This window comes from Curtobacterium sp. MCLR17_040 (genome assembly GCF_003234735.1).
Taxonomy (GTDB): Bacteria; Actinomycetota; Actinomycetes; order Actinomycetales; family Microbacteriaceae; genus Curtobacterium; species Curtobacterium flaccumfaciens.
Genome location: NZ_QKTE01000021.1, coordinates 49644 through 68987, shown reverse-complemented (window position 1 = coordinate 68987; position 19344 = coordinate 49644). Strand labels below are relative to the sequence as shown.

Sequence of the window (19344 nt, the reverse complement as noted above, 5' to 3'; positions counted from 1 at the left end):
GCGAGAGGGAAACGCCCGGTCACATTCCGAACCCGGAAGCTAAGCCTCTCAGCGCCGATGGTACTGCAAGGGGGACCTTGTGGGAGAGTAGGACGCCGCCGGACTTAACGTATGAAAGATGTGGCCATCGGCCCTCCATCGAGAATTCGCAGGGGAAACCCTCGTTCTCGGTCGGGGCCGGTGGCCATTTCTGTTTCTGCCGCCGTTCGCTCGACGCCGGCTCTGGTTCGTGATGGACTGGAGGCCGACGTCGGTTGACCGACGCGGCACCCAACACAACGACACAGCGGACGAACGCCCGAGGCACTGCACCGGGCACGCGATGAGGAGCAACGGTGGCGAACGACGACGATCAGCGGCGGAACGACGGGGACCGCGGAGATCGACCCCGGCGGGACGGCGACCGGTTCCCCCGTCGCGACGGCGCTCCGCGTCGGGACGGCCAGAGCGATGGTCGTTGGTCGTCCGGTCCTCGTGAGTTCGAGCGCCGCGAAGGCGACCGTCGTGATCGTCCGCAGGGTGGAGACCGTCCGTTCCGTGACGGTGCACCCCGCCGGGACAGCGCTCCGCGTCGCGATGGGGATCGTCCGTTCCGGTCCGGCGACCGGAACGACCGTCCGTCGTGGCAGGGTGACCGCGGTGACTCCGGCCGGCCGCCGCGTGGTGATGGTCCGCGCGGTGCCGATCGTCCGCGACGCGATGGCGATCGTCCGTTCCGTGGTGGCTCCGACCGCCCGGCTCGTGACGGTGATCGTCCGTTCCGTGGCGGGAGTTCTGACCGTCCGCGTCGTGACGGTGACCGCCCGTTCCAGGGTGGTTCAGACCGTCCGCGTCGTGATGGCGATCGTCCGTACCGCGGTGGCTCGGACCGTCCCGCTCGTGATGGTGATCGTCCGTACCGTGGCGGGTCCTCAGACCGGCCGCGCCGTGACGGGGACCGACCCTTCCAGGGCGGTTCTGACCGTCCGCGTCGCGATGGCGACCGCCCGTACCGCGGGGGCTCCGACCGCCCTGCTCGTGACGGGGACCGCCCGTACCGCGGGGGCTCCGACCGCCCTGCTCGAGACGGCGACCGCCCGTACCGCGGTGGTCCGTCCGACCGTCCGGCCCGTGGTGGTTCGTCCGACCGCCCGTTCCGCGGTGGTTCGTCGGACCGCCCGGCTCGCGACGGCGGCGAGGACCGTCGTCGTTTCGGTGACGGCAGCCGTCACGCCGGCGCCCGTTTCGGTGAGGCCGCGCGCGACGACTGGGAGGACCGCGACCCCTACGGCACGAAGTCGATCCGTCCGCGTCACGACGACCCGGAGATCCCCGAGGAGATCCAGGCGCGCGACCTCGACCCCGCGGCCCGGATGGAGTTGAAGACCCTCAGCAAGGACAACGCCGACTGGGTTGCGCGTCACCTCGTGGCTGCTGCGCTCTTCGTCGACGACGACCCCGAGACGGCCAACCAGCACGCCCTGAGTGCTGCTCGTCGTGCCGGTCGTGTCGGTGTCGTCCGCGAGACGGCCGCGATCACCGCGTACCGCCTCGGCGACTTCGCCACCGCGCTCCGGGAGCTCCGCACCTACCGTCGGATCTCCGGCCGCAACGACCAGCTGCCGATGATGGTGGACTGCGAGCGTGGCCTGGGCCGTCCGGAGCGGGCACTCGAGCTCGGTCGTTCGGTCGAGCGCTCGGCCCTCGAGACCCCGGTGCAGGTCGAGCTCGCGATCGCCATGTCCGGCGCTCGTCTCGACCTCGGGAATCCCACAGCCGCCCTCGGCGAGCTGGAGATTCCACAGCTCGACCCATCCACCGCCTACACGTGGTCCCCGGCGCTCTACAGTGCTTACGCGGCCACGCTCGAGGAGCTCGGTCGACAGGACGAGGCCGACGAGTGGTGGGCCCGTGTGGACCGCGCGGCAGCGGCCCTCGCCGAAATCGCGGACGACAACGCTTGGGAGACAGTTGATGTGGTCGAGGAAACGCTCGAAGTCGAAGAACACGGAGACGCCGGAGACGACGACGCCGACGACCTCGGAGCCGACGACGTCGCGACCGACGAACTCGACGGCGACGACGAATCCGCCGACGACCTCGACGACGACCTCGATGACGAACCCGCCCTCGACGACCTCGACGACGACACCTCCGCAGCCGACGAGCCCGGCGAGATCGACGACGACAACCCCCGCGACGTCGACGGCTCCGCAGCCGGCTGAGCACTCGGCGGCCTTGACCGACGGCGTCGACGTGGTCCTCACCGACCTCGACGGCGTCGTCTACCGGGGCCGCAACGCCATCCCGCACGCGGTCGAAGCCCTGACCCGGGCATCGCTCACGGCGCGGGTCGGCTACATCACGAACAACGCATCGCGCCGGCCGATCGACGTCGCCGAGCACCTCGAGCGCTACGGGCTCGAGGTGCCCGAGGGCGACGTCGTCACCTCGTCACAGGCCGGCGTCCAGCTGCTCGCGACCCTGGTGCCGGCCGGAGCGACCGTCCTGGTCACCGGCGGGCTCGGGCTGTCCAGCATCGTCGAGGAAGCCGGGTTCACCGTCACCTCGAGTGCCGAGGACTCCCCGGCCGCGGTCATCCAGGGCTTCTCACCGGACCTCGGTTGGAAGGAACTGGCCGAGGCCTCCTTCGCCCTGGCCGACCCGGACGTGCCGTGGGTGGCCACGAACATGGACTGGTCGATCCCGGTCGAGCGGGGCATCGCGCCCGGCAACGGCACGCTCGTGTCCGCCGTGCACCAGGCGGTCGGCCGGATGCCCGTCGTCGCCGGCAAGCCCGAGCGGCCGATCTTCGACACGGCGGTCGAGCGCTTCGGCGGCGGTCGGACCCTGTTCATCGGGGACCGGTTGGACACCGACATCAAGGGCGCGAACGACGTCGGGATCCCGAGCGTGCTCGTGCTCACCGGCATCGACAAGGCGAAGCAGGTGCTCGCGGCCGACCAGCGCTCGCGTCCCACCTACGTGCTCGAAGACCTCCGAGGGCTGTCCCAGCCGTACCCGGAGACGGTGCGGCGCGAGGACGAGGACGGCACCCGGTACGTGACCGTCGGGACTGCGACGGTGGCGATGCGCGGGCACGTCGTCCGGGTGCTCGACGCCGGGACGGACATCGATCGGCTCCGTGCCGGCTCGGCGCTCATCTGGGAGTCCGGGTTGGCCATCTACGGCCTCGACGTGGACCCGCAGCTGTACGGCGGCGAGTAGCGTGTCGGACGTGCCGAACCCCGAGCAGCCGTCCGCCGAACCCGAGCAGCAGGACGCCTTCGCCGCGCGCACCGCCGAGGCCGAGGCCCTGCCGCTCGCCGAGCGCGCCGACGCCTTCTCCGCCCTGCACGACGAGCTGCGGACGCGGCTCGAGAGCGGCGGCTCCGCGAGTGCCTGAGCCGGACGGAGCCGTGCACGACGCGACCCCGGTCCGCCTCGACGCCCTCCTCGCTGCACGCGGGCTCGCACGGTCGCGCACCGTCGCCAGCAAGCTGATCCAGGACGGCCGGGTGCTCGTGGGTGGCCGTGCTGTCCTGAAGCCGTCGACGCCGATCGCGTCCGACGCGGACATCGAGGTCGACGCCGCGGACGAGTGGGTCTCGCGTGCGGCCCGGAAGCTCGTCGGCGCACTCGACGCGTTCGACGTCGACCCCGACGACAGGGTCGTGCTCGACGTGGGCGCGAGCACCGGTGGGTTCACCCAGGTGCTGCTCGCACGCGGCGCGCGCCGTGTCATCGCGCTCGACGTGGGGCACGGACAGCTGCACCCCACCATCGCGCTCGATGAACGCGTCGCCGTGGTCGAGGGGACGAACGCGCGGAACCTCACGCGCGCCGACTACCTGGCGCTCGACGGCGCCGCTGCCGAGACGAGCCTGGTGGTGGGGGACCTGTCCTTCATCTCGCTCCGACTCGTGCTGCCGGCGCTGGCCGAAGCCGTCCCCGCGGACGAGTTCGTGCTCCTGGTGAAGCCCCAGTTCGAAGTGGGTCGTGGCGGTGTCCGCGAGGGCATCGTGCACGACGCCGGGCTCCGGAACGACGCGCTCATGAACGTGCTGTGGGCGGCGTGGGACCTGGGCCTCGGCACCAGTGGGCTCGCCGCGTCCCCGATCGTCGGGACACACGGCAACCACGAGTACCTGGCCCGCTTCCAGCGCGGTGTCGGGGGCAATCCGACAGAATGGAGAGTCCGGGCGACCGAACTCACGGAAGGGTCTTCATGAGTGACGAACGGCACATCCTGCTCGTGTCCCACACGGGTCGCCGTGACTCGATCGACGCTGCGGTCGAGGTCTGCGACCTCCTGCACGCAGCCGGTCTCACGCCCGTCATGCCCTTCGACGAGTACGCCGACATCCGTCGTGCCGAAGCGTCGGTCGGCAAGGTCGACATCCTCGGCGTCGACGTCCAGCCGAACCAGCTCGAGATCGTCATCGTGCTCGGTGGCGACGGCACGATCCTCCGCGCGGCGGAACTCGTGCGGAAAACCGGCGCTCCGCTGATCGGGGTGAACCTCGGGCACGTCGGGTTCCTGGCCGAGAGCGAGCGTGACGGCCTGTCCGAGACGGTCGAGCGCGCGCTGTCCGGTGAGTACAACGTCGAGGAACGCGTCACCCTGCAGGTCGACGTGGTCGTGGGCAACCAGATCGTCTACTCGAGCTGGGCGCTGAACGAGGCCACGATCGAGAAGGCCTCGCGGGAGCGGATGCTGGAGGTCGTCACCGAGGTCGACGGCCGCCCACTGTCGTCGTTCGGCTGCGACGGCGTGGTCGTGTCGACCCCGACCGGCTCCACGGCGTACTCGTTCTCCGGCGGTGGCCCCATCGTGTGGCCGGACGTCGACGCGCTGCTCATGGTGCCGCTGAGTGCCCATGCCCTGTTCGCCCGTCCGATCGTCGTCGGGCCGGACTGCACGCTCGCGATCGAGGTCCTGCGGCGCACGAGCGGCGTCGGTGTCCTCTGGTGCGACGGCCGACGGACCCACGACCTGCCCCCGGGCGCCCGAGTCGAGGTCCGGCGTTCGCCCGACCCGGTGCGGGTCGCCCGACTCAAGGACGCTCCGTTCACCGACCGCCTGGTCGCGAAGTTCCAGCTGCCCGTCGCCGGGTGGCGCGGCCCCCAGAGCGACGAGGACGACCGATGAGCACGGAGGACGACCGATGATCGAGGAGATCGCGATCCGCGACCTCGGTGTCATCGGTGAGACCACGCTCGAACTCGGGCCGGGCTTCACCGTCGTCACCGGGGAGACCGGTGCGGGCAAGACGATGATCGTCACCGCGCTCGGGCTGCTGCTCGGTGCGCGGGCCGATGCCGGCTCGGTGCGCCGCGGTGCGTCGAGCGCCGTCGTCGAAGGCCGCTGGCACGTCCCCGAGCAGGACGCCGTCGCCGAACGCGTCGAGGACGCCGGCGGCACCGTCGAGGACGGCGAACTCATCCTCACCCGCACGGTCTCCGCCGAGGGGCGCAGCCGCGCCACGGTGGGCGGTCGCAGTGCGCCCGTGGCGGTGCTCGGCGAGCTCGCCGACCAGCTCGTCACCGTGCACGGGCAGTCGGACCAGATCCGCCTGACCTCGGCCACGGCGCAGCGAGCTGCCCTCGACGGGTTCGGGGGAGCCTCGCTCGAGAAGGCCCTCGCCCGGTACGTCGCCGCGTACGACGCCTGGCAGCAGCACGCCGGTGACCTCGAGGTCCTGGTCCGCGACCGGGACGACCGCGTGGCCGAGGCCGAGCGGATCCGCGCGGCCTCCGACGAGATCGAGGCCGCCGACCCGCAGCCCGGCGAGGACGTCGAGCTGGCCGAACGCGCCGAACGGTTGGGCAACCTCGAGGAGCTCCGGTTGTCCGCTGCCCTGGCGCACGAGGCGTTGTCCAGCGAGTCCCTCGACGGCGTCTCCGACGTCGTCGGCCTGGTCGAGTCCGCACGCCGTGCCGTGGAGCGCGTCGCGTCGTCGGACAGTGCCCTGCAGCCGGTACTCGAGCAGCTCACGGAGCTCGGGATCCAGGCGGCCGAGGCCTCGGCGAGCATCTCGAGCTACCTCGGTTCCCTGGAACCCGAGGCCGGGCACGATCTCGAACTCATCAACGAACGCCGTGCCCTGCTGGCCGGCCTCACCCGCAAGTACGGCGAGACGGTGGACGACGTCATCGCCTACGGACAGCGCGCGAGCGACCGGCTGCTCGAGCTCGACGGCGACGACGACCGGATCGCGGCGTTGCAGCAGTCGGTCGAGCAGGACGAGCAGGCGCTCGAGTCCGCCGCCGCCGCGCTCACGACGGCGCGCACCAAGGCGGCGACCGACCTGGCGAAGCGCGTGACCGCTGAGCTGAAGACCCTCGCGATGGGCGGTGCGACGCTGGTGGTCGAGGTCACCGACGCCGGCGAGTACCGCCGACACGGCCGTGACCAGGTCACGATCCTGCTCCAGCCGCACTCCGGCACCGACCCCCGGCCGATCGGCAAGGGGGCGTCCGGCGGTGAGCTGTCGCGCGTGATGCTCGCGATCGAGGTCGTCATGGCCGGCAGCACCACGGTGCCGACGTTCGTCTTCGACGAGGTCGACGCCGGTGTCGGTGGGGCGGCGGCGATCGAGATCGGCCGACGGCTGGCGAAGCTCGCCGAGCGCACGCAGGTCATCGTCGTCACGCACCTGGCCCAGGTCGCGGCCTTCGCGAACAACCACCTCAACGTCGTGAAGGACGCCAGCGGGGCCGTCACGTCGTCGAGCGTGCGCCGGCTCGAGGGCGAGGACCGGTTGCAGGAGATGGCACGGTTGCTCTCCGGACTCGGCGACAGCGCCAGCGGGATCGAGCACGCCCGCGAGCTGCTCGACGTGGCCGGCCAGCGAGCCTGACGACCAAGCAGGCGGGTGCCGCCCGCCGACCCGGCCACGGCCCGAGGACCCGGCCACCCACCCGCGCAACGCCCACGGCGAACCGAGGTCGCGCCTCCCGGCAGTTCTGACGTACGATGGAATCCCGTGGCGGACACTCTCAGCGGCGGTACCAATTCTTCGAACTCGACCCCGAAGGTGACGAAGCAGATCTTCGTGACCGGCGGGGTCGTCTCGTCTCTCGGCAAGGGCCTGACGGCGGCCAGCCTCGGCAACCTGCTCACGGCTCGCGGCCTCAAGGTCGTCATGCAGAAGCTCGACCCGTACCTCAACGTGGACCCGGGCACCATGAACCCGTTCCAGCACGGCGAGGTCTTCGTGACCGACGACGGTGCGGAGACGGACCTCGACATCGGGCACTACGAGCGCTTCCTCGACATCAACCTGTCGCAGGCCGCGAACGTCACGACCGGTCAGGTGTACTCGACGGTGATCGCCAAGGAGCGTCGCGGCGAGTACCTCGGCGACACGGTGCAGGTCATCCCGCACATCACCGACGAGATCAAGCGCCGGATGCGCGAGCAGGCGCAGAACGACCCGCAGCCCGACGTCATCATCACCGAGGTCGGTGGCACCGTCGGCGACATCGAGTCGCAGCCGTTCATCGAGTCCGCCCGTCAGGTGCGGCACGAGCTCGGCCGCAACAACGTGTTCTTCGTGCACGTCTCCCTGGTGCCGTTCATGAACGCCTCGGGGGAGCAGAAGACCAAGCCGACGCAGCACTCCGTCGCCGCTCTGCGCTCGATCGGCATCCAGCCCGACGCGCTCGTGCTGCGCAGCGACCGTCCGGTGTCGGAGTCGAACAAGCGCAAGATCGCGCTGATGTGCGACGTGGACGAGGACGCCGTGGTGAACGCCGTCGACGTCCCCTCGATCTACGACCTGCCGACGCTGCTGAACAACCAGGGCCTCGACCAGGTCATCGTCGAGGCGCTCAAGCTCGACGCCCGTCCGGTCGACTGGACCGCGTGGACCCCGGTGCTGAAGGCCGTGCACGAGCCGAAGAAGGCCGTCACGATCGCCCTGGTCGGCAAGTACATCGACCTGCCGGACGCTTACCTGTCCGTCACCGAGGCGCTCCGTGCCGGCGGCTTCGCGCACGACGCCAAGGTGACGCTGAAGTGGGTCGTGTCCGACGACTGCACCACGCCCGAGGGCGCGGCGAAGCAGCTCGGCGACGTCGACGGCATCTGCATCCCCGGTGGGTTCGGCGTGCGCGGCATCGAGGGCAAGCTCGGCGCGCTGAAGTTCGCGCGTGAGCAGGGCATCCCGACGCTCGGCCTGTGCCTCGGCCTGCAGTGCATGGTCATCGAGTACGCCCGCCACGAGGTCGGTCTGACCGACGCGTCGAGCACCGAGTTCGACCCGGAGACCTCCACCCCGGTCATCGCGACGATGGCGGAGCAGGTCGACATCATCGCCGGTGGCGACCTGGGCGGCACGATGCGCCTGGGCCTGTACCCGGCGTCGTTCACGCAAGGGTCGCTGGCAGCGGAGCTGTACGGAGCGCCCGAGGCCTCCGAGCGCCACCGTCACCGCTACGAGGTGAACAACAAGTACCGCGAGCAGATCGCGGACGCCGGCCTCGTCTTCTCGGGCACGTCGCCCGACGGCACGCTGGTGGAGTACGTCGAGCTCCCGCGCGACGTGCACCCGTTCTACATCGCCACCCAGGCGCACCCGGAGCTCCGCTCGCGTCCGACCGATGCGCACCCGCTGTTCGCGGGGCTCGTCGCGGCCGCGATCGAGCGCCACGAGGCGTCCAGCCTGTTCGACCCGCAGACCGAGGAGCAGGTCGCGTAAGCGCCGGTCTCCACGATCGGACGGGAGGCGCGGTGCCAGCTGGCACCGCGCCTCCCGTCCGTCCGGGGTCGCGTCCACGGCACCTGGTTCCGGACACGGAACCGCGGAACGACGCGGTGCTGTGTCCGGAACCTGGTTCCGACGGGGGCGCCCGGCGCACGCGTGCTTGGATGGAGTCGTGACAGACGCACCGATCGCTGACGAGTCCGCCTCCTTCGAGGTCACCGAATCCACCGTCGTGTACGAGGGCGCCGTCTGGGACGTGCGCCGCGACACCGTCGCGTACAACGGCGACTCGATGGTCCGCGAGTACATCGACCACACGGGCGCCGTCGCCGTGTACGCGGAGGACGACGAGGGCCGCGTCCTGGTCATCCAGCAGTACCGACACCCGGTGCGGCTGCGCGACTGGGAGCTGCCCGCCGGTCTGCTCGACATGGAGGGCGAGGACCACCTGACGGCCGCGAAGCGCGAGCTGGGCGAGGAGGCCGACCTCGAGGCCGACACGTGGGAGCCCCTGGTCCGCTACAACACGTCCTCGGGCGGCAGTGACGAGTTCATCCAGATCTACCGGGCGCGCGGTGTCCGCTCGACCGAGTCCGCGTTCGAGCGCGAGGCGGAAGAGGCCGACATCGTGACGCGCTGGGTCCCGCGGGCGGAGCTGCTCGAGGGGATCCTGGGCGGTCGGCTCAACAACTCGGCCCTCGTCGTCGCGACGCTCGCCGTCGAGGCCATCGAACAGCGCCGCAAGTGAGCGGGTCAGCGGTCGAGGGCCTACGCGACCTGGTCACCACCGGTACCTGGACGCACGAGCCGGAGGCCGCCGAGTTCGACGGCGACGTGTTCCGCGTCACCGCGGTCGAGGGCAGTGACGCCTGGCGGACCACCTCGTACGGGTTCGTGCACGACTCCGAGCACGCGCTGCTGCAGCCGACGGACGGGCCGTTCTCGGTCGAGGCGTCGTTCGTGCTCGACTACGCCGAGCAGTTCGACCAGGCCGGGGTGTTCCTGCGCGTCCACGAACAGACCTGGATCAAGGCCGGCGTGGAGTTCTCGGACGGAGCGCCGCAGCTCGGCGCCGTGGTGACGCGTGGGTTCTCGGACTGGTCGGTGTCGCCCGTGCCGGAGTGGGCGGGCCGGGTGGTGACCGTCCGCGCGAGCCGCGATGGCGACGCCGTGACGATCCGGGCGTGGGCCGAGGGTGAGGAGCCCCGCCTCGTCCGGGTCGCGTACCTCGACCCGGACGCCGTCGTGTCCGCGGGGCTGCTGTGCGCCGGGCCGACGCGGGCCGGGCTGACCGTGACGTTCACCGGGTTCCGCGTGGGCGCGCCGGACGAGGCGTTGCACTGACGGGCGGGTGGCCTCGCGCCGGTTAGCCTGCTGAGGTGATGCCCCTCGACCGTGCCGCGGAGACGTACCTGCGGCACGTCGCGATCGAGCGGGGACTCTCGCAGCACACGTTGTCGGCGTACCGACGGGATCTTGCCGTGTTCACGTCGTGGTTGGCCGCCGCTCCGGTCGTCGAGTCGGACGGTGCGGACCGGGCCGGGGGCTCCTCGGTGCTGCAGGACGTGGCACGGTTGGCACGGGCGGACGTCTCGGGGTTCGTGACACACCTGGCCACCCGACCGGAAGGTCCGCTGGCACCGCGGTCGATCGCGCGGATGCTCAGTTCGGTGCGCTCGTTCACCGCCTTCGCCGCGGGGGAGGGCTGGCTGCCGCTCGACCCCGGCACCGCCGTCCGGCCGCCGAAGGCTCCGATGCGGCTGCCGAAGGCGATCCCCGTCGAGGACATGGAACGGCTGCTCGGGGTGGTGTCCGTCGACGCCGACGACCCCGTCCAGCTGCGGGACAAGGCCCTGCTCGAGCTCCTCTACGCCACCGGTGCGCGGATCTCCGAGGCGGTGGGGCTGTCGGTCGACGACGTGACGACGCTGTCGGACGGCGACGGCGAGCTCTCCGTCGTGAAGGTCACGGGCAAGGGCAACAAGCAGCGGATCGTGCCGCTCGGCAGCTTCGCCCGGGCCGCGATCGACGCGTACCTGGTGCGGGCACGGCCGGTGTTCGCGGCACGAGGGCCGTCGACGCCGGCGCTGTTCCTCGGCGCCCGTGGAGCGCGGTTGTCGCGGCAGAGTGCCTGGCTCGTGATCCAGGCCGCCGCTGCTGCCGCCGACCTGGAGGCGCACGTATCACCGCACACGTTCCGGCACTCGTTCGCGACGCACCTGCTCGAGGGCGGTGCTGATGTGCGCGTGGTGCAGGAGCTGCTCGGACACGCGAGTGTCGCCACGACGCAGATCTACACGATGGTCACGGCGGACATGCTGCGGGACGTGTACCAGACGGCACACCCGCGGGCGCGGCGGTAGGCGCCTGCGCGCTCAGAACAGGTCGAACTGGGCCGACGCTGCGATGACCGTCGTCGTCACCGCGACGACGAGGGCGCTCGCCGAAGCGCTCCGCGCCACGACGGCCCAGGCACCGACAGCCCCGGGACGGACGATGCCGATGACCCCGCACGCCACGGCGAGCAGTCCCGCCAGGCCCCAGGGGTTCGCGACGACCGAGACCACGGCGAGCAGCACCGCGAGCACCGTGAACACGCAGAGCCGACGGTCGCCGGCGGTGCCCGATGCCCACGCGTCCGTCCGGATCGCCGCGGTCTGCACCGAGAACGACGGCCCCACCGGCGCGACGACGATCGGCGTGACCGGGTCAGCAGCAGCCGCGGGGGCCCGCGTGGCTGCGCCCCAGGTGCGACCGTCCCACCAGCGCAGACGACGGGCGTCCTGCGGGTCCGGGAACCAGCCTGCGGCCGGCAGCGTCACGGTTGCTCCTCGAGGTGCGGGGTGGATCGACGCTCCCGAGCCTAGGAGCGCGGTCGGCCTCGCCCCAGTCCCCAGCCGGGTGTCAGCACAAGGGGGGACCGGACCGGTGCACTACGGTCGGGGCGTGCCCTCGACGCTCGACGACTTCTGGACCGCGCGACGCAGCGAGCGTCCGAGCCTTCCGGCGGACGTGCCGGAGGCGTGGTCCTTCGGCGCGACCCCGGAGCAGGCGGATGCGCTCCTGCAGCTCGTGCTCGACGGGGTCAAGGTCGGCACGGCGTCGTCGCTCTGGGACTACGAGGCGACCGGCGATCCGCTGCCCGCGACCGACGAGGTGAGCATCGTGACCGACGGCTCGGGTGCGCCCCGTGCCGTCATCGAGACGACGGCGGTCCGGGTGGTTCCGTTCGACCAGGTCGACGCGGACCACGCCTGGGCCGAGGGGGAAGGCGACCGGACGCTCGAACACTGGCGGACCGTGCACGAGGCGTTCTGGCGCGCACACTCGGAGAACCCGCGGGGGTTCGCGCCGGACATGCCGGTCGTGTGCGAGCGGTTCCGGCTGCTCTGGCCGAACGGCTGAGCCCGAGCCCGAGCCCGATCCGGGGTCAGGCGGGGACGGGCTCCGCGTCGACCTCGGTGAACACGTCCTTCACGGCGGCGAGCAGCCGGGCGTTGAAGTCCACACCGAGCTGGTTCGGCACGGTGACGAGCACGGTGTCGGCAGCCCGGACGGCCTGGTCGGCCGCGAGCTCCGCGACGAGCTGCTCGGGCTCACCGATGTAGGACCGGCCGAACCGGGCCAGCCCGCCGTCGAGGTGCCCGACCTGGTCCTGCCCCTCGACCTGCGCGCGCACGCCGAAGTAGTGGCGCGACTCGTCGTCGATGATCGGGATGATGCTGCGCGAGACCGAGACGCGCGGTTCGCGGTCCCAGCCGGACTCCGACCAGACCCGGCGGAAGCGCTCGATCTGCTCGGCCTGCAGCTGGTCGAAGGGCACGCCGGTGTCCTCGGTCAGCAGGGTCGAGGACATCAGGTTCATGCCCTGCTCGGCGGTCCACTCAGCGGTGGCACGGGTGCCGGCACCCCACCAGATCCGGTCGCCGAGCGAGTCGGACAGCGGGGAGATCGGCAGGGACCCGACCGACCCGGTCATCTGCGGGTTGGCGTTGGCCATCGGCTCGCCGGCGATCGCGCGGCGGAACACGTTCGTGTGCGCACGGGCCATGTCGCCGCCGTTCTCGTCGGAGGCGTCGGGCACGTAGCCGAACTGCTGGTAGCCGGCCAGGGCGGTCTCGGGTGATCCCCGCGAGACACCGAGCTGCAGTCGGCCGCCGGAGATCAGGTCGGTGGCCGCGGCCTCTTCCGCCATGTAGAGCGGGTTCTCGTAGCGCATGTCGATGACGCCGGTTCCGATCTCGATCCGGCTGGTCTTCGCGGCGATGGCGGAGAGCAGCGGGAACGGCGCGGCCTGCTGCGGCGCGAAGTGGTGGACGCGGAAGTAGGCGCCGTCGACGCCGGCTTCCTCGGCTGCGACCGCGAGGTCGATCGCCTGCACCAGGGCCTCCCGCCCGCTGCGCACCTTCGACCCCGGCACGTCACGCCAGTGTCCGAACGACAGGAACCCGATCTTCGTCATGTCTATGCGAACGCATCCGGAGGCGGGGCCATTCCGCCGCGACTACCGTGGACGGGATGGAGGACCCCCGCCCCGCACTCGAGGCCGAGCGCGCCCGCAACGTCCGGCTGCTCGCCGAGGTCGAGCGGAGCATGCGCGACGTCAGCGACGCCCGGCAGGACGCGAACTCCGACGACGAACACGACCCGGAGGGTGCGACCCTGGCCTGGGAACGCGGCTCGCTCGGTGCGGTCCGCGACGGCGCCCAACTGCGGATCCGCCAGGTGGACGCAGCGCTCGCACGACTCGACGACGGCACCTACGGGCGCTGCACGGTCGGCGGCGAGCCGATCCCGGAGGCACGGCTGGCCGCCGTCCCGTGGGCGGCGACGTGCGTCGCGCACGCGTGAGGGGCACGCGATCGGTGCCGCCTGACGGCCGGGAGGCGCGGGCTGTCCCCGCCACGCGCCTCCCGGCATGCGCACCCCGCGTCCACCCCGTGCGCCGCTGATTCCCAGCCGCGCGCCCTACGTTTTCGGCATGGACGGCGACCCGAACGACCGACCCGGCGAAGCCCGGGCCGACGGCGCGCCGCGCCAGCGCTTCCAGTGGTTCCACCGCCTGCGCACCTGGATCCACGCGCGGCCGCACGTGCACCTGCTCTACAAGGTGCTCGTCGGTCTGGTGGGCGGGCTGGTCGTCATCATCGGGCTGATCCTGGTGCCGCTGCCGGGCCCGGGGTGGCTCGTGGTGTTCATCGGCCTCACGGTGCTGGCGAGCGAGTTCCACTTCTTCCACAAGATCATCACGTGGCTCAAGGCGCAGCTGCACCGCTTCTGGGACTGGGCCAAGCGGCACGGGCCGAAGCGTCTGCGCGATGCTGCGGACCGGGGCAAGGCCGACGTCGATGCTGCGCACACCGGGGCAGCGCGGACCGTCGGTGTGCGTACGCGCGCTCGCGGGACGAACTCGGCGCGACCGGGCCACTAGCGCCGCGGACGGGCGCTGGTGCTGTCGGCACCGTGCGGCGCTGGTCACCGCGTGCGAGGTTGATGGCTCCGTGCGGCGCTGCAGGCCCGCACCGAGCGATCAACCTCGCACCGAATGGGCATCTCCGCACCGTGCGAGCGCGTTGCGCCAGGCGGACGGGTCGCTACTCGGCCGCGACCCGGATCGAGCCGGTCGCGGTGCGCTCGATGACCTCGGCCGCGCGCTCCTCGACCTCGGCGGCGTCCTTCGACGACAGTTGCAGCACGAGGGCGACGACTGCGGCGAGCACGATGAAACCGCCGTACCCGGCGATGACCGGGACGAGACCGACCGAGGGCTCGAGCAGCCCGCCGATGACCGAGGGCACCCCGAACGCCAGGTAGCTGACGACGTAGATCGTGGAGAGCAGCCCGGCGCGGTGGGTCGGGGCAGCGGTGGCGAGCAGCATCCGCAGCGGCGCTTGGAACCCGGCGCCGAATCCGACACCGGCGATCGCGCTGCCGACGACCATGCCCGGCAGGGAGTGTGCGAACACGAACGACACGGTGACGATCGGGCCGAGTACGAGGGCCACGAGTCCGAGCAGGACCGCGCGACGGGCGTCCATCCGCTGGATCGCCAGGCCGGTCAGCGCGCCGACGCCGGTGACCACGGCGATGAGCGCACCGGCGGCGAAGTGGTTGGTGATGCCGAACACCGTGCCGAGCGCCGAGGGCACGAGCGACAGGAACATGCCGCCGAGGGCCCAGCTGGCGACGAGCGAGCCGGCGACGCCGCGGAACAGCCGGCGTGAGGACCGCGGCACGCTGATCGTCGGGCGCAGGGAGCGAAGAGCGCCGGGGCGACGCTGCACCTGCTCGGGGACGACGAACAGCGCGAGCACCAGGAGCACGAGGAGTGCGCCGAACAGCAGGTAGACGAGCTGCTCCGGTGCCGGACCCCACTGCACCAGCGCGCCGCTCGACATCGCGCCGGTGGCGAGTGCGATCGGCGGGATGACGCCGTTCAGCACGCCGGCCATGGTCGGGTGGCGTTCGAGGGAGTTGTCGATGAGGGCCGCACCGAGGGCCCCGATGAGCAGCCCGACCGAGACACCCTGCACGATCCGGTCGACGATGAGCGCGACGACCCCGTCCGCCATCGCGAACAAGCCGAGCGACAGTGCGACACCCAGGCCGCCGACGACCAGGACAGGCTTGCGGCCGACGTGGTCGGACAGGCGACCCGCGACGAGCAGGCTCGCGAGCAGGCCGGCGACGTAGATGGCGAAGACCCCGGTGAGCATGAGCGGGGTGAGGTGCCACTCGGCTGCGTAGACCGGGTAGATCGGCGACGGCACGGCCGACGACGCGACCGAGACCAGGAGCATCGCCGCCAGGATCCAGAACCCGGCGACCGAACGAGCTGACTGGTGCATGCGCACCCCTTTCCATCTCCGTGCAGTACGACTGCATTCGTACCGCACTCGAACAGTACGACGCAAGTCGTACAGCAAGCCGAACGGTGGTAGCGTCCCGTCCATGCCCGCGCACGTCGATGCTCCTGAACGGCTGCCGCAGCCGTCCGTGGCCGAGATGGACCTCCCGGTCGTGATGGACGCCCTGAGCGATCCGATCCGGCTCGCGATCCTGCACCGCTACCTGGTCGACGCGGCCGGGGGTGAGCGCAGCTGCGGCTGGGTCGGCATCGACCGGCCGAAGTCCACGCTGACCCACCACTTCCGGGTCCTGCGCGAGGCCGGTCTGCTCGAGCAGCACCTGGAGGGCCTGACCCGCGTCAGCCGAGTCCGCGTCGAGGACGTGCAGCAGCGGTTCCCCGGGCTCCTCGACCTGGTGCTCGACTGGCAGGTCCCCGCGGCCCTGCTGCGCGAGGGGATCGCCTCGTGAGCGACGGTGCAACCGCCGGCGTGGACACGGTGCGCACGCTGCCGTCGATCGTCGCGGACCCCGCCGTCACCACGGCGCTCGCCGCGGACCTGACGGCCGCTGGCTTCACCGTCGACCGGCTCGACTCCCTGTGGGGTACCGAGGCCGCCGCATCGCTGCACCGGGGTTCGCGGGTCGCCGTGCTCCGTGCGCTCGCCGCCCGCGAGACCACGCCGCTCGGCACCCTGGCGACGCTGTTCGTGCTCGGCCTGCCGGTGGCGCGCGCCGAGGCCGCTGTGGCGTTCCCGACCGCCGGGCTCGACGCCGTCATCGCCGCGGGCCTGCTGCGCAGTGAAGGCGAAGGCGACGGCAACGGCTACGGCGCCGACGCGCTCGTCCACCCCACCGTCGACCTGCGCCCCTACGCCTTCGTCGACGACCTCGGCGCCGGCAGCTGGTGGATCGTCTCCGACCTCGGCGAGCTCGCCCTCGGGCACGCGATCAGCGAGGAACACGTCCTCGGCATCGGCGGCGCCACCACGACGCTGAGCGGCCTACAGGTGCCCGTGCTGGTCGAGCGGGTGCTCGACCTCGGCACCGGGTGCGGCATCCAGGCCATGCACGCGCGGCGCTTCGCCGACCACGTGGTCGCCACCGACATCTCGCGCCGTGCCCTCGACATCGCCCGGTTCAACGCCCAGTTGAACGGCATCGACGGCATCGACTTCCGGTTCGGCTCACTGTTCGAGCCGGTCGCGGGAGAGCGCTTCGACCGGATCGTGTCGAACCCGCCCTTCGTCATCACACCCCGTCGCGAGGGCGTGCCGTCGTACGAGTACCGCGACGGTGGCATGGTCGGCGACGCCCTGGTCGAGACGGTGCTCCGCGGCCTGTCCGACCACCTGGAGCCCGGCGGGACCGCCCAGCTCCTCGGCAACTGGGAGTACCACTGGGGCGTCGACGGCCTGGACCGCGTGCGCGCCTGGTTCGCCGACACCGACCTCGACGTGTGGGTGATCGAGCGCGAGCGGCAGGACCCGACGTCCTACGCGGAGACCTGGATCCGTGACGGCGGGACGAAGCCCGGCACGGCCGAGTTCGACACCCTGATGAGCGCCTGGCTCGACGACTTCGCGGACCGTCGCGTCACCGGCGTCGGCTTCGGCTACGTCGTGGTGCGTCGACCCCTGCCGGGAGGCCCGTCCGGCCTCCGCCGGTTCGAGCGGGTCCCCGAGACGCTCGGCTCCAACCCCGCGGGCCTCGGCGCGACGGTCGCCCGCGTCCTCGACGCAGCCGCCTGGCTCGCCGCGCACGACGATGTCGCGCTCGCCGCCGCCCACCTGTCGGTGGCCGGTGACGTCACCGAGGAGCGGTACTACTGGCCGGGCAACGACGACCCCACCGTGATGACCCTGGTGCAGGGCGGCGGGCTCGGGCGCCGGGCGGACGCGGACACCGCACTCGCGGCGTTCGTGGGCGCCTGCGACGGTGACCTGTCCGTCGCCGCGATCATCGGCGCGCTCGCGCAGATCACCGGCGTGGACGAGCAGGCGCTCGCCGCCGACCTGCTGCCGGCGGCGCGCGACCTGGTGCTCGACGGGCTCCTCGTCCCCGCCGCCTGATGTTCAGGCGCGGTGGTCGCGCCAGCTGTGCTCGGGCGTGTAGCCGAGGAGTTCGCGGGCCTTCTCCGACGACAGCAGCGAGCTGACACCGTCGATGTCCGCACGGCGCTCGATGTCCGGCACGAAGCGCTCGACGAGCTCGATGGTCGGGGTGTCCATCACCGTGTCGGGGCTGGCGATGACGAACGCCTCGAACCCGGTGAGGTCGGCCTCGAGTGCCCGGCGGACGGCCTGGGCCCCGTCGCGGGAGTCGATGTACGACCACAGGTTGAACGTCTTCGCCTCGGGGGTGGCGTCCCACGGGAACGCCGGGTAGTCGGTCTCGTCCATCACGTTCGAGAAGCGCAGGCCGATCATCTTCAGCTCCGGGTCCCAGCGGGTGAAGTGGCGGGCCATCTCCTCTTCCACCGCCTTGCCGAGGGAGTACGACGACTGCGGCCGGACGGCGAACTCCTCGTCGACCGGCAGGTAGGGCGGGTGGTGCTCGCCCATCGGGATGCCGAGCAGGGTCTCGCTCGACGCCCACACGACGTTCTTGATCTTCGCGGCACGGGCTGCGTGGAAGACGTTGATCGACGAGGTCACGTTGTTCGTGATGAGGGCCACGTCGGGGACCTGCCCCGGGGCCGGCACCGCCGCGAGGTGCACGACGGCGTCGACGTGGTCGTACCGGTCGTCGATGCCGAGCAGGGCGTTCAGGACCTGGCCGTGGTCGGTCAGGTCGATCCGCACGAACGGGACACGTTCGGGCTTGTCGGGGGAGGGGACACGGTCGAGCAGGACCACGTCGTACCCGTGCGCGTCGAGGTCACGCACCACCGCTCGTCCGAGCTTGCCGCTGCCACCGGTCACCACTACACGCGTCATCGCGTCACTCCACATCGTCGTCGGAACACACCCTGGCGGGCACCGACCATCCTGCCCCGCCGCACCTGACGCGACCAGGCCCTGTCCGTACCCCACTGCGGAACCAGGTTCCGGACACGACACCACGGGATCGCGCGGTGCTGTGTCCGGAACCTGGTTCGGGCGGGGCGGGGGAGCCCGTCAGGCGGTGGGGGCGACCTGGGCGATCGCGAGGCGGGCGACGAGCTCGACGTGCTCGGCCATGTCGCGGGTGGGGTCGAAGAGCCACTGGATCTGCATGCCGTCGGACACTGCGAGCAGCACGCTGGTGAGTTCGTCGGGGTCGATGTCGGTACGCAGTCGACCGTCCTGCTGCATGGTCCGGAAGTCGGCGGACAGCACGCGGCGGCTGCGTTCGTAGCGCTCGCGGAAGTACTCGTGCGCCGGGTGCTCGGCGTCGGTGGCAGCGGCGGCGGACAGGTTGACGAACATCTGCACCAGGCCCGGGACCTCGGCGTTGTGCCGCACGATCGCCGCGAGCAGGGCTGCCGGGTCCGCGGCCTGCCAGTCGTGCGCGAGGTCGAGCTCGTCGCGCCGGCGGAGGATCTCGACCCAGAGCTCGTCCTTGGAGTCGAAGTAGTGCAGCAGTCCGGCCTGGGTCAGCTCCACGGCGTCGGCGATGTCCTTGATGCTCGTCCGCCGGAAGCCCTGGGACGCCACGAGGTCCAGCGCGACCGTGAGGATCTCCTCGCGCTTCGCGATGCCCTTTGCGTACGAACCCCGTCGTGCCATGGCCAGACTGTACCGCCCGCTGGAGACCCGAGAAAACCAAGCAACGGTTGGTTTTGGGTGGTACGGTGCAGGAGCTGCCAGCGCGGGCGGCGAACCCG

At 71.5% G+C, this 19344-nt stretch carries 20 protein-coding genes and 1 rRNA gene; 16 read left to right on the top strand and 5 right to left on the bottom strand.

What is annotated here, in order from left to right:
• From rrf to DEJ01_RS15330, 11 genes are all read left to right on the top strand, one after another.
• A 5S ribosomal RNA gene (gene rrf / locus DEJ01_RS15380) occupies positions 1-104 on the top strand; the annotation flags it as partial.
• Positions 105-1352: 1248 nt separating this feature from the next.
• Complete coding sequence (locus DEJ01_RS18250; protein ID WP_111039840.1) at positions 1353-2204, top strand: hypothetical protein; 852 nt, start codon at positions 1353-1355, stop codon at positions 2202-2204.
• Positions 2205-2217: 13 nt separating this feature from the next.
• The gene (locus DEJ01_RS15365) at positions 2218-3207 is read left to right on the top strand and encodes an HAD-IIA family hydrolase (protein WP_111093498.1); all 990 of its coding nucleotides are present in this window, start codon (positions 2218-2220) and stop codon (positions 3205-3207) included.
• Between the two features lie 10 nt (positions 3208-3217).
• Positions 3218-3385 carry a hypothetical protein gene (locus tag DEJ01_RS18245; RefSeq protein WP_164941184.1) on the top strand — a complete coding sequence of 56 codons (168 nt, stop codon included), beginning with the start codon at positions 3218-3220 and terminating at the stop codon, positions 3383-3385.
• Complete coding sequence (locus tag DEJ01_RS15360) at positions 3378-4211, top strand: TlyA family RNA methyltransferase (protein ID WP_111093497.1); 834 nt, start codon at positions 3378-3380, stop codon at positions 4209-4211. The genes DEJ01_RS18245 and DEJ01_RS15360 overlap by 8 nt, the downstream gene beginning before the upstream one ends.
• Positions 4208-5131, top strand: coding sequence for an NAD kinase (locus tag DEJ01_RS15355; protein ID WP_111093496.1), 924 nt, complete (start codon positions 4208-4210; stop codon positions 5129-5131). Before DEJ01_RS15360 ends, DEJ01_RS15355 begins: the two co-directional genes overlap by 4 nt.
• Positions 5132-5147: 16 nt before the next feature.
• Positions 5148-6842 carry a DNA repair protein RecN gene (recN, locus tag DEJ01_RS15350; RefSeq protein ID WP_111047474.1) on the top strand — a complete coding sequence of 565 codons (1695 nt, stop codon included), beginning with the start codon at positions 5148-5150 and terminating at the stop codon, positions 6840-6842.
• A gap of 126 nt (positions 6843-6968) precedes the next feature.
• Positions 6969-8684 (top strand): CTP synthase, encoded by a 1716-nt coding sequence (locus DEJ01_RS15345; RefSeq protein ID WP_111093495.1) that lies wholly within the window; start codon positions 6969-6971, stop codon positions 8682-8684.
• A gap of 178 nt (positions 8685-8862) precedes the next feature.
• Positions 8863-9438, top strand: coding sequence for an NUDIX hydrolase (locus DEJ01_RS15340; protein ID WP_111024878.1), 576 nt, complete (start codon positions 8863-8865; stop codon positions 9436-9438).
• Positions 9435-10034, top strand: coding sequence for a DUF1349 domain-containing protein (locus DEJ01_RS15335; protein ID WP_111093494.1), 600 nt, complete (start codon positions 9435-9437; stop codon positions 10032-10034). Before DEJ01_RS15340 ends, DEJ01_RS15335 begins: the two co-directional genes overlap by 4 nt.
• Positions 10035-10072: 38 nt before the next feature.
• Positions 10073-11053: a site-specific tyrosine recombinase XerD gene (locus DEJ01_RS15330; protein ID WP_111055210.1), complete on the top strand. Its 981-nt coding sequence runs from the start codon at positions 10073-10075 to the stop codon at positions 11051-11053.
• 12 nt (positions 11054-11065) lie between these two features.
• On the opposite strand, the gene DEJ01_RS15325 is transcribed toward DEJ01_RS15330, so the two are convergent.
• On the bottom strand, positions 11066-11512 hold the full coding sequence (locus DEJ01_RS15325) for a DUF2510 domain-containing protein (protein ID WP_111055209.1): 447 nt from the start codon (positions 11510-11512) through the stop codon (positions 11066-11068).
• Between the two features lie 124 nt (positions 11513-11636).
• Here DEJ01_RS15325 and DEJ01_RS15320 point away from each other — a divergent pair, with 124 nt between their 5' ends.
• Positions 11637-12095, top strand: coding sequence for an ASCH domain-containing protein (locus DEJ01_RS15320; protein ID WP_220035465.1), 459 nt, complete (start codon positions 11637-11639; stop codon positions 12093-12095).
• A 25-nt stretch (positions 12096-12120) separates the two neighbouring features.
• On the opposite strand, the gene DEJ01_RS15315 is transcribed toward DEJ01_RS15320, so the two are convergent.
• Entirely contained in the window at positions 12121-13152 is a 1032-nt protein-coding gene (locus DEJ01_RS15315) for an LLM class flavin-dependent oxidoreductase (RefSeq protein WP_375342386.1), read from the bottom strand.
• A gap of 56 nt (positions 13153-13208) precedes the next feature.
• On the opposite strand from DEJ01_RS15315, the gene DEJ01_RS15310 reads away from it, so the two are divergent.
• Both DEJ01_RS15310 and DEJ01_RS15305 read left to right on the top strand, forming a co-directional pair.
• Positions 13209-13541, top strand: coding sequence for a TraR/DksA C4-type zinc finger protein (locus DEJ01_RS15310; RefSeq protein ID WP_111093493.1), 333 nt, complete (start codon positions 13209-13211; stop codon positions 13539-13541).
• Positions 13542-13671: 130 nt separating this feature from the next.
• Entirely contained in the window at positions 13672-14121 is a 450-nt protein-coding gene (locus DEJ01_RS15305; protein WP_111093492.1) for a TIGR02611 family protein, read from the top strand.
• 163 nt (positions 14122-14284) lie between these two features.
• Here DEJ01_RS15305 and DEJ01_RS15300 read toward each other — a convergent pair whose 3' ends face one another.
• Positions 14285-15538, bottom strand: coding sequence for an MFS transporter (locus tag DEJ01_RS15300; protein WP_111093491.1), 1254 nt, complete (start codon positions 15536-15538; stop codon positions 14285-14287).
• A gap of 103 nt (positions 15539-15641) precedes the next feature.
• Here DEJ01_RS15300 and DEJ01_RS15295 point away from each other — a divergent pair, with 103 nt between their 5' ends.
• Entirely contained in the window at positions 15642-16007 is a 366-nt protein-coding gene (locus DEJ01_RS15295) for a helix-turn-helix transcriptional regulator (RefSeq protein WP_071245119.1), read from the top strand.
• Positions 16004-17608: a methyltransferase gene (locus DEJ01_RS15290; protein WP_258375733.1), complete on the top strand. Its 1605-nt coding sequence runs from the start codon at positions 16004-16006 to the stop codon at positions 17606-17608. The genes DEJ01_RS15295 and DEJ01_RS15290 overlap by 4 nt, the downstream gene beginning before the upstream one ends.
• A gap of 3 nt (positions 17609-17611) precedes the next feature.
• Here the strand turns inward: DEJ01_RS15290 and DEJ01_RS15285 are convergent, their stop codons facing one another.
• Both DEJ01_RS15285 and DEJ01_RS15280 read right to left on the bottom strand, forming a co-directional pair.
• Positions 17612-18475, bottom strand: a complete 864-nt coding sequence (locus tag DEJ01_RS15285; protein WP_071245140.1) for an NAD(P)-dependent oxidoreductase — start codon at positions 18473-18475, stop codon at positions 17612-17614.
• A 180-nt stretch (positions 18476-18655) separates the two neighbouring features.
• Positions 18656-19246, bottom strand: a complete 591-nt coding sequence (locus tag DEJ01_RS15280) for a TetR/AcrR family transcriptional regulator (protein ID WP_110864205.1) — start codon at positions 19244-19246, stop codon at positions 18656-18658.
• Positions 19247-19344: the final 98 nt, after the last annotated feature.